Genomic DNA, 15,364 nt, shown 5'->3' on the forward strand with positions numbered 1-15,364 from the left:
ATCAGGTTTAACGGGGATGTCATAACATTCGGGAATGTATCATGCGCAACAATTGCTGGTCTGATCCTGCCCTTCTGGCCGCGCGTGTTCTGATTGCTGGCCTGTTTTTGGGCGGGGCTGTGCAAAAACTGGTTTCACCCGCTGATGTACAGGCGTTGCTGGCACTGCGGGGGCTGCCGGTGGCGCTGATATGGCCTGCGTTTCTATTCAATTTGGTGGCAGGCCTGCTGCTTGTTACTGGCGTTCGGGTCCGGTCAACGTCGCTGTTACTGGCAGCCTATTGCGGTGGAACCAGCTTCTTCCATCTGATCCCTGCCGACCCGTGGCAAATGTCGATCTTTGTTAAGAACTGGGCCATCTCCGGTGGGTGCCTTGCACTGGCTGTGGCCGGGTCCGGACGTTGGGCCTTGCGTCCGGACATCCGAAATCAGGCGTCACTCTAAAGCGCGTTGCGCATAAGTGTGCGCAAGGTTTTGCAAAACCTTGCGCCCACGGGTTCATTGTCCTGACTTCGCGCCTTTTCTACGGGTATTTGCTGATCTGACACGCCCGTGACCAGTACAGGACCGGCAGCATGACAGGCGAATCCCACGCTGTGCAATCGCCACGCCGTCCCGCCTTGATCCGTATGATCGCCGCGTGCGGCACGGTCATGCACGGCCCGAATGACGTTCCGCGCACAGGTTCAGGCGGCCTTAAGCGAAACACCTTCGATCTGCGCTTGCGCCACAAGGTCGGCTGTGAATTTGGCTGCTGCCCGCGCCCAAGCAGCTTTCGCATGGGCATCGCGCAGGCGCGGCAGGACAGTGTCAAACGGCAGGACGTCGCCGCGCGCGCGCGCATCCAGCCGGATCAGATGCAGGCCAAAGCGGGTTTCCACCGGATCGCTGATCTGCCCCTCGTCCAGTGCATCCAGCGCGGCCTCGAACTCCGGCACTGTATCGCCCTGTCCCAACTGGCCCAGCAGCCCGCCATTATCCTTGGACGAACAGGCTGAATGGGTGCGCGCCATTTCGCCAAAGCGGCGCGGATTGGCGCGCAATTCTGCCACAACAGCATCTGCATGCGCGCGCAAGGCCGCCATATCGTCCTGACGCGGGAACAGGATATGCGCGGCCTCATACAGCGACGGCGCGCGGAAGCGGTCAGGATGCGCGTCATAGATGCGGCGCAAGTCAGTCTTGTCAGCAGGGGCAGGCGTGATCGCCGCCTCGCTAAGCTGGCGGATCAGCGCCTCGTCTTCCGTCTCGAACTGACCCGGCGCGACTTCTGCCGGATCAGGGGACAGGCCGCGCGCGCGGGCCTCTTGCAGCATCAACTCGCGAATGGCGAGGGCGCGCGCGGCGGCTTTCCATGCCAGCCCCGGTTTTTCCTTCGGGGCCGGGTGGTTCTGGGCCTCATTCGCAATGCGTTCGGCCGAAATTTCAATGCCGTTGACAAAAACAGGCGGCAGAAGCGGTTTCATGGGAAAACTCCGTTGGGGGGCAGGATGGAGGGCGCACGCAGACGCACGCGCCCTGAATGGCCTACTTTAGTGATTTCATTGGTTTCAGGCCGGTGCGCACTGGCTTCGCCCCATCGCGCGAGCGCACGATCTGATAACCCGGCCGCCACAGAAAACGGATTGGGACCGACAGCATGTGCACCAGACGGGTGAAGGGGAACAGCGCCACAATCACCATGCCAAGGAAGATGTGGAACTTGTACAGCCAATGCACATTCACCACCTCTTGCCAGGCGTTGATCTGCAACCCCATGACCGATTGCGACCATGTCATGAACTGGATCATCTTGGACCCGTCCATATGCCCCAGGGTCAGAACGATCGTGCCCATGCCGACGACGATCTGCAGCCACAGGATCGCCAGAATGCCGATATCGGCGAAGCTGGAATTGTTGCGGATGCGCGGGTCAGAAAGGCGCCGGTGCAGCAGCATGGTGCAGCCCACAAAGGCCGCAGCCCCCGCAATGCCGCCAATGATCACGGCCATCCATTGCTTCAGCCCGTAGCTGATGCCAAGCGCATCCAGAAGCCAGATTGGCGTGAACAGCCCGATCAGGTGGCCGAAAAACAGAACGATGATACCCACATGGAACAGCACCGAGCCCCACATCAACTGCTTGCGCCGCAAGAGCTGGCTGGAGGAGGATTTCCATGTGAACGGGTCGCGCTCATAGCGCGCGATGGTGCCGATCAGGGCAACGGCCAGCACCGCGTAGGGCAGGATGCCGAAGATCAGGTAGTCTAGGCTGAAATTTCCAAACATTGTCTCGTGCTCCTACATCTGGCCCGGCGCAGAGGTGCGCGGGGCAGCAGGCATGTCCATTTTCGCCAGAATATCCCGACTTATCGGGCATCCGGCATTGGGGTCGAGGCCAAAAGTGACCATCGCTTCTTCCCAGACCGCATCGAGCGCTTCGAGGTCTTCCGGATCATCGTCCTTTTCCGACAAAAGCGCCTCGGCCTCGGGCGAGGTATCCACCTGCGCCAGTGTCACCAATGCGGCCAAAACCGGCGCATAGACGCTTTCGCGCCGCGCAAGCCGTTCGGCCAGCGCCACAAGGATATGACCCGCATCGGCAAGGATTTCGCGCGCCTGTTCGGGCGTTTGCGTGGACAGGAACTCCAGCAACACCGGCAGGTGATCGGGCAATTCCGGCCCGACCAGATCAAAGCCCCCTGCGCGATAGGTTTCCAGCAGGTCCACCATAGCGCCGCCGCGGTCCCGGCTTTCGCCGTGGATATGTTCAAACAGGTTCAGCGAGAGCGTGCGCGCGCGGTCGAATTGCAGGACATAGCGTTCCTGCAAGTCAAAGATGTCGCCATTTTCCAGATCCCGCAGAAGCGGTTCCAGCTTGGCCAGTTCGCCAGATTTCAGCGAACCCTCATCCGAGAGGGTCTGCCAGATTTCAGGAACTGCCGCTTGCAGCTCCATGCTGGGATAGGTCAGCAGCGCTGATAAGGCACGATATGTTTTCATGACTGGATGAACTCCTGTGGGCTGCGGAATTTCTTGCCGCCCGAAAACAGCGAATTGCCGCTGCTGCCGGTCGAACAGCCATTGCCATCCGTGAAGCCGCAGCCCCCTTTCAGGTCATAGGCGTCTTCCACCAATTCGCGGTGCGTGGTCGGGATGACGAAACGATCCTCATAGTTGGCGATTGCCATCAACTGATACATTTCGTCGATCTGGTTTGGCGTCATGCCAACACGTTGCGCCACACCCAGATTGACCACCCCATCCACGGTTTTCGACCGCATGTAGGAGCGCATCGCCAGCATCCGTTCCAACGCGCTGACAACGGGGGCTTCATCGCCTGCCGTCAGCATATTGGCCAGATAGCGCACTGGAATGCGCAGGGATTTCACATCCGGCATATCGTCCTGTGCGCTGATCTTGCCCGCTTCTGCCGCGTTCTGGATCGGCGAGAGGGGCGGGATATACCACACCATTGGCAGCGTGCGGTATTCGGGGTGCAGGGGGAAGGCGATCTTCCATTCCATCGCCATCTTCCAGATGGGCGAATTCTGCGCGCCCTTGATCCAGTCTTCAGGGATGCCCTCGGCCCGCGCGGCTTCGATCACTGCCGGGTCATTGGGGTCAAGGAAGACATCAAGCTGCGCATCATAAAGCTGCTTTTCATCCGCGACCCCTGCCGCCTGACCGATCTTGTCCGCATCATAGAGCATGACGCCCAAGTAACGGATACGCCCCACGCAGGTTTCCGAACACACCGTGGGCTGGCCGGATTCCAGACGCGGATAGCACAGCGTGCATTTCTCGGATTTGCCCGAAGACCAGTTGTAATAGATTTTCTTGTACGGGCAGCCTGAAACACACATCCGCCAGCCACGGCATTTTTCCTGATCGATCAGGACAACGCCGTCATCTTCGCGCTTGTAGATCGCGCCCGATGGGCAAGAGGCCACACAAGCGGGGTTCAGGCAATGCTCGCACAGGCGCGGCAGGTACATCATGAAGGTGTTTTCATATTCCCCATAGATGTCCTTCTGAATCCCTTCAAAATTGGAATCCTGTGACCGCTTGGCGAACTCCCCGCCCAGGATTTCCTCCCAGTTTGGGCCCCATTCGATCTTTTCCATCCGTTCGCCCGTGATCTTGGAACGCGGGCGCGCGGTCGGAAACGCCTGCATTTCGGGCGCGGATTTCAGGTGGTCATAATCGAAATCGAAGGGTTCATAGAAATCATCGATTTCGGGCAGGTCAGGATTGGCGAAGATATTCGCCAGTATCCGCCATTTGCCACCCTGTTTGGGCTGCAAGCTGCCTGAAGCCGTCCGCGTCCAGCCGCCATTCCAGCGCTTCTGGTTTTCCCAATCCTTCGGGTAGCCGATGCCGGGTTTGGTTTCGACATTGTTGAACCATGCATATTCAACCCCCTCGCGAGAGGTCCAGACATTCTTGCAGGTCACAGAGCAGGTATGACACCCGATGCATTTATCGAGGTTCAGAACCATACCGATTTGGGCACGTACTTTCATTCCGCTGCCTCCACTTTGGCGGGACGGTCAAGCCAGTCCACGTTTTCCATTTTCCGAACGATCACCATTTCATCGCGGTTCGCCCCCACGGTTCCGTAGTAGTTGAAGCCGTAGGAAAGCTGCGCATAGCCCCCGATCATATGCGTGGGCTTGGGCACCGTGCGCGTGACCGAGTTGTGAATGCCGCCACGCTGGCCAGTGATCTGGCTGCCCGGTGTATTCACGATCTTTTCCTGCGCGTGATACATGAACAGCGTGCCGTCCTTCATGCGCTGGCTGACCACGGCGCGCGCTGCAATCACACCGTTGGAATTGAACACCTCGACCCAGTCATTATCGACGATGCCAGCCTTGGCCGCGTCCACTTCGGACAGCCACACAACCGGCCCGCCGCGGTTGAGCGTCAGCATCAGCAGGTTGTCAGAATAGGTGCTGTGGATGCCCCATTTCTGGTGCGGCGTGATGAAGTTCAGCACCACATGCTTTTCCGCCGATTTCAGCGATTTGGTCGCGTCACCCGTGATCGTCTTCAGATCGACAGGCGGGCGCCATGTGACGAAGAATTCGCCAAAGGCCCGCATCCATTCATGGTCCTGGTACAGCTGCTGACGGCCCGACACGGTGCGCCACGGGATCAACTCATGCACATTGGTCCAGCCCGCGTTATAGCAGACCTCTTCAGACTCGATGCCCGACCATGTGGGGGACGAAATGATCTTGCGCGGCTGGGCGGCGATGTCGCGGAAACGGATCTTCTCGTCTTCCTTGACCTCGGCCAGATGGGCGTGGTTTTGCCCCGTTGCCTTTTCAAGCGCCTTCCACGCCTTGACTGCCACTTCACCATTTGTTTCCGGCGCCAGCATCAGCACCACCTCGCAGGCGTCAATCGCGCTTTCGATCTTCGCCATGCCCTTGGTCGGCCCGTCCGTGTGGGTGCCGTTCAGTGCCTTCAGGTGGTGGACTTCGGTCTTGGTGTCCCACGCAATACCCTTGCCACCATTGCCGACCTTTTCCATCAGCGGCCCCAGCGCCGTGAAGCGGGCGTGCAGGTTCGGGTAGTCACGTTCCACGGCAATATAGGCCGGTGCCGTCTTGCCGGGGATCAGATCGCATTCGCCGCGCTTCCAGTCCTGCACGAAAGGCTGCGCCAGTTCGCCGGGGCTGTCATGCTGCAAGGGCAGTTGCACCACATCGGTTTCCACACCCAGAATTTCGGGCGCGACGTCCGAGAATTTCTTGGCAATCGCCTTGAAGATTTCCCAGTCGGTCTTGGATTCATACGCCGGGTCCACCGCCGCTTGCAGCGGGTGAATGAACGGGTGCATGTCGGACGTGTTCAGATCGTCCTTTTCATACCAGCTTGCTGTTGGCATGACGATGTCGGCATACACAGCCGTGGTGGACATGCGGAAGTCTATTGTCACCAGCAGGTCAAGTTTCCCTTCGGGCGCTTCATCATGCCATTTTGCCTCCACAGGCTTCTGGCGACCTTCCTGCCCCAGATCCTTGCCCTGCACACCGTGGCTGGTGCCCAGAAGGTGTTTCAGGAAGTATTCATGCCCCTTGCCCGACGACCCCAGCAGATTGGACCGCCACACGAACAGGTTGCGGGGCCAGTTTTCCGGCGCATCGGGATCCTCGCAGGACATCTCCAGCGTGCCCGCCTTCAACTGCTCGGCCACATAGGCAGGAATGTCCTTGCCTGCCGCTTTCGCCGCGGCCCCTACTTTCAGCGGGTTGGTTTTCAGTTGTGGGGCTGATGGCAACCAGCCCATGCGTTCTGACCGGATATTGTAGTCAATCAGGCTCAGGCTTTCCCAATCGCCTGCGGGTGCTGTGGGCGACAGGATGTCTTTTGCCGTCACCGTCTCATAGCGCCACTGGTCCGTATGGGCATACCACGCCGATGTCGAGTTCATGTGCCGTGGCGGGCGCGCCCAGTCGAGCGCGAAGGCCAGCGCCGTCCAGCCTGTTTGCGGACGCAGCTTTTCCTGCCCCACATAATGCGCCCAGCCACCGCCAGACTGGCCCACACAACCGCACATCACCAGCATGTTGATGACCGCGCGGTAATTCATGTCCATATGGTACCAGTGGTTCATCGCCGCCCCGATTATGACCATGGACTTGCCATTGGTCTTTTCGGCGTTGTCGGCGAATTCACGCGCCACGTGGATGATCTTGTCGCGGCTGACGCCTGTGATCTTCTCGGCCCATGCGGGCGTGAAGGGCACATCGGCGTTGTAGTCATCGGTGACATGATCACCACCCAGCCCGCGATCCAGCGAGTAGTTGGCACAGAACAGGTCGAACACCGTCGTGACCAGCACATCCGAGCCGTCGGCCAGCGTGATCTTCTTGACTGGCACATTGCGTGTCAGCACATCACCGCGCGCGTCATTCTCCCACTGGCCCGTGGCCATGCCGCCGAAATAGGGGAAATCAACGCCGACCACGTCGTCGCGGTCCTCATCAAGGATGAATGACAGTTGCGGCTTGATCGCGGCCCCTTTCGCCTTCTCCTCAAGGTTCCACATGCCCTGTTCACCCCAGCGGAACCCGATAGAGCCATTGGGCGCGACCAGTTGGCCAGAGGTTTCGTCAACACAGATGGTTTTCCATTCGGCGTTGTTCGCCTCGCCCAGATTGTCGGCCAGATCACTTGCCCGCAACTGGCGGCCCGGCACATAGCTTTCACCCTTCTGATCCAGACGGACAAGCATTGGCATATCGCTGTATTTGCGGGCGTATTCCTCAAAATACGGCACCTGACGATCCAGATGGAACTCGCGCAGGATCACATGCCCGAAGGCCATGCCAAGCGCTGCATCGGTGCCCTGCTTGGCGTTCAGCCAGACATCGCCGAATTTAGCGGCTTCGGAATAGTCGGGGCAGATCACCGCCGATTTGGTGCCGCGATAGCGCGCCTCGGTGTAGAAATGCGCATCCGGCGTCCGCGTCTGCGGCACGTTCGACCCCCACAGCAGCAGATAGCCCGCATTATACCAGTCAGCCGATTCCGGCACGTCGGTCTGTTCGCCCCATGTCATGGGGCTGGCGGGCGGCAGGTCGCAATACCAGTCATAGAAGCTCATGCAGGTGCCGCCCAGAAGCGACAGGTAGCGTGAACCGGCAGCATAGCTGACCATCGACATGGCAGGAATGGGTGAGAAGCCGAAAACGCGGTCAGGGCCATAGGTCTTGGCGGTATAGGCGTTGGCCGCCGCCGTCAGTTCGGTCACTTCATCCCATGTCGCGCGCACAAAACCGCCTGTGCCGCGTGTGCGGGTGTAGCTGGCGCGGGCGATCGGGTCTTGCTGGATCGCGGTCCATGCCTGAACGGGTGTCATGGTCTTGCGCTTCTCGCGCCACAGCCGCATCAGCGCGCCGCGCACAAGCGGCGTTTTCACGCGGTTGGCGGAATACAGATACCAGCTATAGCTTGCCCCCCGCGCACAGCCGCGCGGTTCATGGTTGGGCAGATCAGGGCGCGTGCGCGGGTAATCCGTCTGCTGGGTTTCCCAAGTCACAATGCCCGATTTGACATAGATTTTCCACGAACAGGATCCGGTGCAGTTCACCCCATGGGTTGAACGCACAACCTTGTCGTGTTGCCAGCGTTTGCGATAGGTGTCTTCCCAGTCGCGGTTTTCGGTCGTGGTCTGGCCGTGCCCGTCCGAAAATGTGTCTTTGCGCACGCTTTTCAGAAAGTTCAGCCGGTCAAGAAGATGGCTCATGGCTGTCTCCGTTCTTGAGTTTGAGGTGTCAGGCGCGCAAAGATTGCCGCGCGCCCGGCGAAATTCAGCAAGGGTAAGGCGCGCCTTTGCGGGCATAGAGCACCCAGTTCAGCGCCACATTGACGGCAAAGAACGCGGCAAGACCCCAGAATACAGGCGCAGCCGAATTGAACGCCCCGAAGGACCATGCAAACAGCATCCCGAAGATGAACGGGCCGTAAGCCGCAATCGCTGCCGTGAAACCAATCACGCCGCCTGCCTGACGTGGTTCAAACAGCATCGGCATCTGCTTGAAGGTCGAGGCATTGCCCACGCCCGCGAAGAAGAACAGCGCCAGCATGCCTGTGACGAACATCGGGAAACTGGCCAGACTGTCCGCCCCTGTCACGATCCAGGCAACCAGACCCGCGCACACCAGCATGCCAAGCCCTGCCCAATGCGTCACACGCGCGCCGCCCAGCTTGTCTGAAATCGGACCCGCAATCACACGGCTGGCAGACCCGATCAGCGGACCATAGAAAGCCCATGCCAGCGGATCAGGTGCGCCCTCATAATCGCCATAGATCAGGCGGATCAGCAGCGGAAAGGTTGCCGCAAGGCCCGAGAAGGCACCGAAGGTCATGATATACAGCGAGGTTTGCGACCATGTGTGGCCCGATTTGAAAATGTCGAACTGTTCGCGGAAATTCGATTTGATCGGGATCGATTTCAGGAATATCCATGCCGTGATGCCGAATACAGCCACAAAAGGGATCATGACCAGCGGTGCGTTTTGCAGATAAATCTGGGATTCAACGCCGGCGCGCGTCATGGTCTGTGGCTCGCCCACCCAAGCCATACCGCCCAAAAGCGCAAAGCCGATGACCCAGGGGGTCACGAATTGCACAACGGACACCCCGAAATTGCCGACCCCTGCCTGAATGGCCAGTGCCGTCCCTTGCAGGCGCTTGGGGAAGAACATGCTGGTCGACGGCATGAAGCTGGAAAAGTTGCCGCCCCCAAGCCCCGCCAGAAACGCCAGCAGCATTAGCACCCAATAGGGGGTTTCTGGGTTTTGCACCGCATAGAACCAGCCCACCAGCGGGATCAGCAGCGACAGGGTGGACAGGCTGATCACATGCCGCGTGCCATAGATCGGGACAAGGAACATATGGATGAGGCGCAATGTGCCACCAGCAAGGCCGGGCATGGCCGCCAGCCAGAACAACTGGCTTGCCGTGAACTGGAACCCGATCTGCGGCAGGCGCACGACCAGCGCTGATACCAGAAACCATGTGATGAAGGCCATGGTCAGCGCGGCCGTGGTCAGGACCAGCGTGGTCCATGCCTGCCGCTTGCCGCCCGCCTCCCAGAACGCCTGATTTTCAGGCTCCCATTGGTTAAGCCACGTTCCCGAAGGCGCGGCCAGATTTGCGTTATGTGCGGTCATTGATGTCTCGCCTTTCGTGGCTTTCGATGGAAGGCAGGCCCGCGCCATCGCGCGCCTGCGTCAAGATTCGGTTATTCCGCCGGTTGGGGTCTGCCCCGGTCCAGCCCGTCCAGCCGGTCCAGTGCGGCGCGCAGGTCATCGACCGACGCGAATTGTGCCTTCAGTTGCAGCCCGCCACCGCGCTGGATCAGTTCGACCCTTTCCGAGCTTGCGAAGATTTCTGCCACTTCGGCATCAAGGGCCTTCTTCTCGGCGGCCTCGCGGGCAATCTCGCGGTCCACGGAAGAGATGACATATTCATCCCCGAACCCGCCTTCGGGTTCCTTCAGCCAGATGTAGCAAACGATCCAGCTGATGAAGGCACCGGCGGCGATGATGAAGAAGAAGGTCGAGGCGTCGACGAACATGAAGACGAACAGGTAAAACACCGCGCCCACATTGCCGTAAGCCCCTGCCATGCCAGAAATCTGGCCTGTCACACGCCGCTTGATCGACGGAACGATCCCGAACGTCGCGCCTTCTGCACCCTGCACGAAGAAAGAGCACATGATGGTGATCGCAATCGCGATGATCAGCGGCCAGCTGGAATTCAGCAAGCCCATCATCACGAAACCGATGGCAATGCCGAACATATAGGCCATCATCACGAAACGGCGGTTGCCGAAACGGTCGGACACCAGCCCGCCCATGGGACGTGCAAACAGGTTCACGAAGGCGAAGCTTGCCGCGATCAGACCGGCGGCCACGGCAGTCAGGCCCCATGTTTCCTGAAAGAACATCGGCAGCATTGACACCACGGCCAGTTCCGCACCGAAATTGGCGAAATAGGTCACATTCAGCGCCGCGACGGAAGAAAACGGGTATTTGTCATCTTCCGGCACACCCTTTTTCAGGATCGGGACATTGACGCGGATCGCCTGCCAGACCTGCCATGCCACGATCACCGCTATGGCGAAGTAGCAAAAGGCGGCGGTGATGCCATCGATATAGCCCATCAACTGCACGCGATAGACAAGGATCGACAGGATACCGACCATTGGCACCGTGAAGATGCACAATAGCACCAGATCACGCCAGCTTGACACTTCCAGCGCGGCAACCTTGCGCGGCTTTTTCTGCGTGTCCTTGCTGGGCCCATCAGTGATGGCGAACCAGTAGAACACACCATAAGCCGCGATCACCACGCCCGACGTTGCCATTGCCAGACGCCAGCCTTCTGGGCCGCCATAGACATGCAGCGCAATCGTGGGGATCGTGATGGCGGCAGCGGCCGAACCGAAATTGCCCCATCCGGCCGCAAACCCTTCGGCAAACCCGATGGAGCGCGGCGGGAACCACAGCGCCACCATGTGAATGGTCACGACAAAGCTGGCCCCGATTGATGACAGCACAAGGCGCGACATGAACAGCACTTCGCGCGAGTCGCCGAAGGCGAACACAAAAGTCGGGATCGCCATCAGCACCATCAGCACAGAAAACACACGGCGCGGGCCGTACCGGTCCAGCGCCATGCCCACGATGATGCGGGCCGGAATGGTCAGGGCCACATTCGCAATCGCGAACAGGCGGATATCGTCACGGGTCAACCAATCCACCGAGGCCAGCATCGAACTTGCCAACGGGGCCATGTTGAACCAGACATAAAAACTCATGAAAAACGCAATCCACGTCAGGTGGAGTGCCTTGATTTCAGCATTTTTGAAGCGGAATAAGTCGCTGACTTGCATGTCAGTCCTCGAATATCAGATGTGAATCGGGATCATTCGGAATGGGTTGGAATGATCAGAAGCGGACAGGGCGCGCGTCGGGCCAGAAACGCGCTGGTCGAGCCGAATGTCATGTGGTCGAATTCCTCGACCAGCGCATCCAGCCGCTTGGTGATGAAATTGAACGGCCCGACATCAGGCTTGTGGCTGTGGCGCGCCATGACCAGCAGATCGGGCGCGCGTTCCTCGACTGCGCGCAGGATCATCTTGCGCGCATCCCCTTCGGCAATCAGGACCGACGCGCTGAATCCTGCGGCGGCCAGCTCTGCCGCGGCGGCTTCCGTGCCAGCCTTCTGTTCGGCATATTGCGCGCTAAAAAGCTCGTCTACCCCCGCGGTCGCACTGCCCACATCCTCGACCACGGAAATCAGGGTTATCTTCGGATGCAGTGCCGACAGCAGATCGCGGACTGCATCCAGTGCAATCCTTGCATTGCGGGAATTGTCATAAGCCAGCATCACATGCATGGGTGTCTCCTTGCGCTCCGGATGCGGTCAGGCATCCGTTCGCAAGCACACAGCCACAGCCGGACCCAAGAAAACTTGATCGAGATCAACATCCGGAACGCCAATTTGGAAATCCGCCCGGAATTGAAATCTGCAAAATACCCTTGTTTAATAGTTGTTCTTGAGCAAAAAACTTTTGCGTTTCCGGCACTTGACATTTATGTGTCAGTAAGTTGACTAATATCAATCGAAACCAAAGGCAGCACTGTGCGACCCGAAGAACTTCCAGAGATTCGCCACCTTCACCTGTTTCGCGACATGTCACAGGCAAATTTCGAAACGCTGATGGCCAGCTCCTACGCGCAGAACTTCCCGCAGGGCCTGGAGATGGTCCGCCAGGGTGATCCCGCCGATTTTCTGCATATCGTTCTGGAAGGTGCGGTCGAACTGTTTGCGCAGTGGTCAGGGCGCGAATGCACAATGGCTGTCGTGCGTCCTGTATCAACCTTCATCCTTGCGGCCTGCATCCGCGACGCCCCGTATCTGATGTCGGCGCGCACATTGGAACGCACGCGCATCATCCTTGTTCCGGCGTCGGATCTGCGCGCGATGTTCCGGCGCGACAGCGAATTCGCGGTTTCCGTCATTAACGAACTTGCGTCCTGTTACCGTTCCGTGGTCCGCAATGCCAAAACGCTGAAATTGCGCAACTCGCGCGAAAGGGTTGCATCCTATCTGCTGCGCCAGTCCTTGCTGGTCGGGGGGGCGCAATCCTATATCCTGCCTGTCGAGAAACGGTTACTGGCATCCTATCTGGGTATGACGCCGGAAAACATGTCGCGCACGCTGCGCACACTGGAAGCGGACGGGGTCAAGATGGATGGCGCGCGCGTCATCATCACTGACCGTGAGAAGCTGACAGCACTTGCGCTGCCCGACCGGCTGATTGACGGGCCAGATGACATCGCAAGCACGAACGGATCGGGATTGCCGGTTGCCGAATAGGGCCTTGCGCGGGCAACGCCGGAATGCGCTGCCACAACACATATGTCTATGCGCTTTCGGGCGTCGACAATTCTGCCGCCAGATTGCTGAAGAACTGTGCGGCCAGCTTGCGTGATGTGCCCATGATCAGGCGACTGCCAAGCTGGGCCAGTTTTCCCCCGACATCCGCGCGGGCGGTGTAGCGTAGCAGGGTTTGTGTGCCGTCCTCCTCCAGAACGATATGCGCGCCGCCCTTGGCAAATCCGGCAGCGCCGCCAGTGCCGGACCCCGTCAGTTGGAACTCGCGGGGCGGGTCCAGCGGTTCAAGTGTAACCGCGCCTGTGAAACGTGCCTTGACCGGCCCGATTTTCAGAACAACCTTTGCCTCCAACTCGGTCTCGGAATGGCGCGTGATCTCCTCGCAGCCGGGGATACATTTGCGCAGGATATCTGTGTCATTCAACGCGGCATAGACCTGTGCCTGTGGTGCAGGTATCGTAATCTCGTCGGTCAGTTCCATGATCTCTCCTGAAGTGGGGCTGCGCGGGTCAAAGCAGGGCTGTCGACAGGATCGGGAAGGCCGCGATCAGCAACAGCGACAGCGCCATGACCAGAACGAAGGGCAGGGTGCCCATAAAGACCTGCTCGACCTTGGTTTTCGGGTCTGCAAGCGCGGTGTGAACGGTAAAGACGGATATCCCGAATGGCGGTGTCAGCAGGCCGATTTCGACTGCGATAACCGTGATTATACCAAAGTGGATCAGGTCGAACCCAAGGCTTTGCGCAATCGGCGCGGAAATGGGAACCATGATCAGCAGGATCGAGGTGGAATCAAGGATCATACCCATCAACAGGACAATCACGACATAGATCAGCAAAAAGCCGTAAGGCCCAAGTCCGGAATCCTGCACCAGCATGGCAATCGCATTCGGGATACCGGCGATGGACAACATGCGGCTGTAATACCCTGCGGCGATCAACAGCACCAGAATCGCAACCGACACCAGACCGGTTTGATACAGCACCTGCCACATGCGCGGCCGGTCCAGTTGTCTGCGCATCAGTGCAATCAGCAAGGCCCCGAATGCGCCCACACCGCCCGCTTCGGTGGGTGTGAAGAAGCCCGAATAAAGCCCGCCCAGCACCAATGTAACAAGGGCAAGGATCGGCACAAGCTTCTTGCAGATTTCCATCCATGTCAGTGTTTTGCCGTCTTGCTTCTGGCGGGACAATGCCGCTTGCGGATCGGCATAGACAAAGCCGGGACGAAAGCGTGCAAGCAGCATGATAAGCGCAACGAACCCGAAGCTGAGAAGTAGCCCCGGAATGATACCCGCAAGGAACATCGCCCCGATCGACACTTCGGCCAGCACGCCATAAATGATCAGCAGAAGCGATGGCGGGATCAGCATGCCCAACACGGAACTGCCCGCCACCACACCGGCAGCGAAGGGCAAGCGATATCCGTGCCTGCCCATTTCCGGCACCGCAACCCGCGTGAACACGGCAGCGGACGCGATGGAAACCCCTGTGACAGCGGCAAAAACCGCGTTTGCCGCGACCGTGGCCACACCCAGACCGCCCAGAAGTTTGCGCAGCAACGCTTCGGCCACTTCGAACGTATCGCGCCCGACATTTGAAATGCTGACAAGTATCCCCATCAGCACGAATAACGGAATGGTCGCGAACAGATAATCGGCAATGCCGTTATAGCTGGCCATACCCAGCAGCCTGAACGCCAGGTCGATATTGTCGCGCAATATCCAGATACCCACAAAGCCGGTGGCCAGAAGGGCTACGGCAATATGCATCCCGATAAGCACCATCACCACCAGCCCCGCAATCAGAAGCAACCCTATTGTAAGACTGGTCATGGCTGGGGTGTTCCTATTTGGCGCAGGTGTTGAATGGCGACGGCCAGATACGCGAGGGCTGCAAAGACAGCGCCGACTATGATGATGGCGCGAAACGGTAATGTGGGCACTGTGAATACGCCCCGAACCCCGAAATATTCGTTGGTGTTATAGGCGCGCACCGTGTCGGGCCAGACGGCATAGGCGATTGCTAGAAACACCGCCGCACCGACCAGCGCAAACAGGACTTCCAGCACGGCGGTCGCCCGCGGCGAGAAATGCGCCAGAACCCGAACCAGCATGTCGGAACGTGTCATCCTGCCGTTCAGCACCGCCGCCGAGATTTGCAGGAACGCGATTGCAACCACTGATCGGGCCGCAACCTCTGCGACGCCGGTAATCGGCGAATTGAAGAAATTGCGCCCCAGCACGTCTGCCACGATGACAAACATCAACAGGGCAATCCAGATCGTGCCAATCATGGAGAGCGTTGCCGCGGTCCAGTGCAGGGTTTTGGCCAGTGCGCTACGTTGCTGTTCGGGCTGCGTTGTCGCTTTCACCAATGCATCCTTCCTTGCGGAGGTCTATGAAATCGGGACTGCGCGGCCAGTGTCAGGCACAGGCCGCGCATCCCCGGTCAGGTCA

Annotated in this window: 13 protein-coding genes; 2 read left to right on the forward strand and 11 right to left on the reverse strand. The window is 59.1% G+C overall.

Features of this window, described 5'->3' with window-relative positions:
- The first annotated feature begins 41 nt into the window (after positions 1 to 41).
- Positions 42 to 443 carry a DoxX family protein gene (locus ACTIE1_RS05500; RefSeq protein ID WP_439561441.1) on the forward strand — a complete coding sequence of 134 codons (402 nt, stop codon included), beginning with the start codon at positions 42 to 44 and terminating at the stop codon, positions 441 to 443.
- A gap of 242 nt (positions 444 to 685) precedes the next feature.
- On the opposite strand, the gene ACTIE1_RS05505 is transcribed toward ACTIE1_RS05500, so the two are convergent.
- From ACTIE1_RS05505 to ACTIE1_RS05540, 8 genes are all read right to left on the reverse strand, one after another.
- Positions 686 to 1,465: a peptidylprolyl isomerase gene (locus tag ACTIE1_RS05505; protein ID WP_439561440.1), complete on the reverse strand. Its 780-nt coding sequence runs from the start codon at positions 1,463 to 1,465 to the stop codon at positions 686 to 688.
- Between the two features lie 61 nt (positions 1,466 to 1,526).
- A complete protein-coding gene (gene narI, locus ACTIE1_RS05510) occupies positions 1,527 to 2,267 on the reverse strand; it encodes a respiratory nitrate reductase subunit gamma (protein WP_439561439.1) in 741 nt (246 codons plus the stop codon).
- A 12-nt stretch (positions 2,268 to 2,279) separates the two neighbouring features.
- Entirely contained in the window at positions 2,280 to 2,981 is a 702-nt protein-coding gene (gene narJ, locus ACTIE1_RS05515) for a nitrate reductase molybdenum cofactor assembly chaperone (RefSeq protein ID WP_439563293.1), read from the reverse strand.
- Positions 2,978 to 4,504 (reverse strand): nitrate reductase subunit beta, encoded by a 1,527-nt coding sequence (gene narH, locus ACTIE1_RS05520; RefSeq protein ID WP_439561437.1) that lies wholly within the window; start codon positions 4,502 to 4,504, stop codon positions 2,978 to 2,980. Before narH ends, narJ begins: the two co-directional genes overlap by 4 nt.
- Complete coding sequence (locus tag ACTIE1_RS05525) at positions 4,501 to 8,241, reverse strand: nitrate reductase subunit alpha (RefSeq protein WP_439561436.1); 3,741 nt, start codon at positions 8,239 to 8,241, stop codon at positions 4,501 to 4,503. The genes narH and ACTIE1_RS05525 overlap by 4 nt, the downstream gene beginning before the upstream one ends.
- A 64-nt stretch (positions 8,242 to 8,305) precedes the next feature.
- A complete protein-coding gene (locus ACTIE1_RS05530; RefSeq protein WP_439561435.1) occupies positions 8,306 to 9,670 on the reverse strand; it encodes an MFS transporter in 1,365 nt (454 codons plus the stop codon).
- 71 nt (positions 9,671 to 9,741) lie between these two features.
- On the reverse strand, positions 9,742 to 11,397 hold the full coding sequence (locus ACTIE1_RS05535; RefSeq protein ID WP_439561434.1) for an MFS transporter: 1,656 nt from the start codon (positions 11,395 to 11,397) through the stop codon (positions 9,742 to 9,744).
- A gap of 32 nt (positions 11,398 to 11,429) precedes the next feature.
- A complete protein-coding gene (locus ACTIE1_RS05540) occupies positions 11,430 to 11,903 on the reverse strand; it encodes a universal stress protein (RefSeq protein ID WP_439561433.1) in 474 nt (157 codons plus the stop codon).
- A 246-nt stretch (positions 11,904 to 12,149) separates the two neighbouring features.
- Between ACTIE1_RS05540 and ACTIE1_RS05545 the strand changes: the two genes are divergently transcribed.
- The gene (locus tag ACTIE1_RS05545; protein WP_439561432.1) at positions 12,150 to 12,887 is read left to right on the forward strand and encodes a cyclic nucleotide-binding domain-containing protein; all 738 of its coding nucleotides are present in this window, start codon (positions 12,150 to 12,152) and stop codon (positions 12,885 to 12,887) included.
- Between the two features lie 46 nt (positions 12,888 to 12,933).
- Here the strand turns inward: ACTIE1_RS05545 and ACTIE1_RS05550 are convergent, their stop codons facing one another.
- The 3 genes from ACTIE1_RS05550 to ACTIE1_RS05560 are packed head-to-tail and all read right to left on the reverse strand — an operon-like array spanning position 12,934 to position 15,279.
- On the reverse strand, positions 12,934 to 13,386 hold the full coding sequence (locus ACTIE1_RS05550; RefSeq protein WP_439561431.1) for a CoxG family protein: 453 nt from the start codon (positions 13,384 to 13,386) through the stop codon (positions 12,934 to 12,936).
- A gap of 28 nt (positions 13,387 to 13,414) precedes the next feature.
- On the reverse strand, positions 13,415 to 14,740 hold the full coding sequence (locus ACTIE1_RS05555; protein ID WP_439561430.1) for a TRAP transporter large permease: 1,326 nt from the start codon (positions 14,738 to 14,740) through the stop codon (positions 13,415 to 13,417).
- Positions 14,737 to 15,279 carry a TRAP transporter small permease subunit gene (locus ACTIE1_RS05560; RefSeq protein ID WP_439561429.1) on the reverse strand — a complete coding sequence of 181 codons (543 nt, stop codon included), beginning with the start codon at positions 15,277 to 15,279 and terminating at the stop codon, positions 14,737 to 14,739. The genes ACTIE1_RS05555 and ACTIE1_RS05560 overlap by 4 nt, the downstream gene beginning before the upstream one ends.
- Between the last annotated feature and the right edge of the window lie 85 nt (positions 15,280 to 15,364).

This window comes from Roseinatronobacter sp., from assembly GCF_051859525.1.
GTDB lineage: Bacteria > Pseudomonadota > Alphaproteobacteria > Rhodobacterales > Rhodobacteraceae > Roseinatronobacter.

Excerpts from the sequence above, each read along its gene's own strand:
- ACTIE1_RS05500 (WP_439561441.1), top strand. The coding sequence starts at position 42 with ATGCGCAACAATTGCTGGTCTGATCCTGCCCTTCTGGCCGCGCGTGTT.
- ACTIE1_RS05505 (WP_439561440.1), bottom strand. The coding sequence starts at position 1,465 with ATGAAACCGCTTCTGCCGCCTGTTTTTGTCAACGGCATTGAAATTTCG.
- narI (WP_439561439.1), bottom strand. The coding sequence starts at position 2,267 with ATGTTTGGAAATTTCAGCCTAGACTACCTGATCTTCGGCATCCTGCCC.
- narJ (WP_439563293.1), bottom strand. The coding sequence starts at position 2,981 with ATGAAAACATATCGTGCCTTATCAGCGCTGCTGACCTATCCCAGCATG.
- narH (WP_439561437.1), bottom strand. The coding sequence starts at position 4,504 with ATGAAAGTACGTGCCCAAATCGGTATGGTTCTGAACCTCGATAAATGC.
- ACTIE1_RS05525 (WP_439561436.1), bottom strand. The coding sequence starts at position 8,241 with ATGAGCCATCTTCTTGACCGGCTGAACTTTCTGAAAAGCGTGCGCAAA.
- ACTIE1_RS05530 (WP_439561435.1), bottom strand. The coding sequence starts at position 9,670 with ATGACCGCACATAACGCAAATCTGGCCGCGCCTTCGGGAACGTGGCTT.
- ACTIE1_RS05535 (WP_439561434.1), bottom strand. The coding sequence starts at position 11,397 with ATGCAAGTCAGCGACTTATTCCGCTTCAAAAATGCTGAAATCAAGGCA.
- ACTIE1_RS05540 (WP_439561433.1), bottom strand. The coding sequence starts at position 11,903 with ATGCATGTGATGCTGGCTTATGACAATTCCCGCAATGCAAGGATTGCA.
- ACTIE1_RS05550 (WP_439561431.1), bottom strand. The coding sequence starts at position 13,386 with ATGGAACTGACCGACGAGATTACGATACCTGCACCACAGGCACAGGTC.
- ACTIE1_RS05555 (WP_439561430.1), bottom strand. The coding sequence starts at position 14,740 with ATGACCAGTCTTACAATAGGGTTGCTTCTGATTGCGGGGCTGGTGGTG.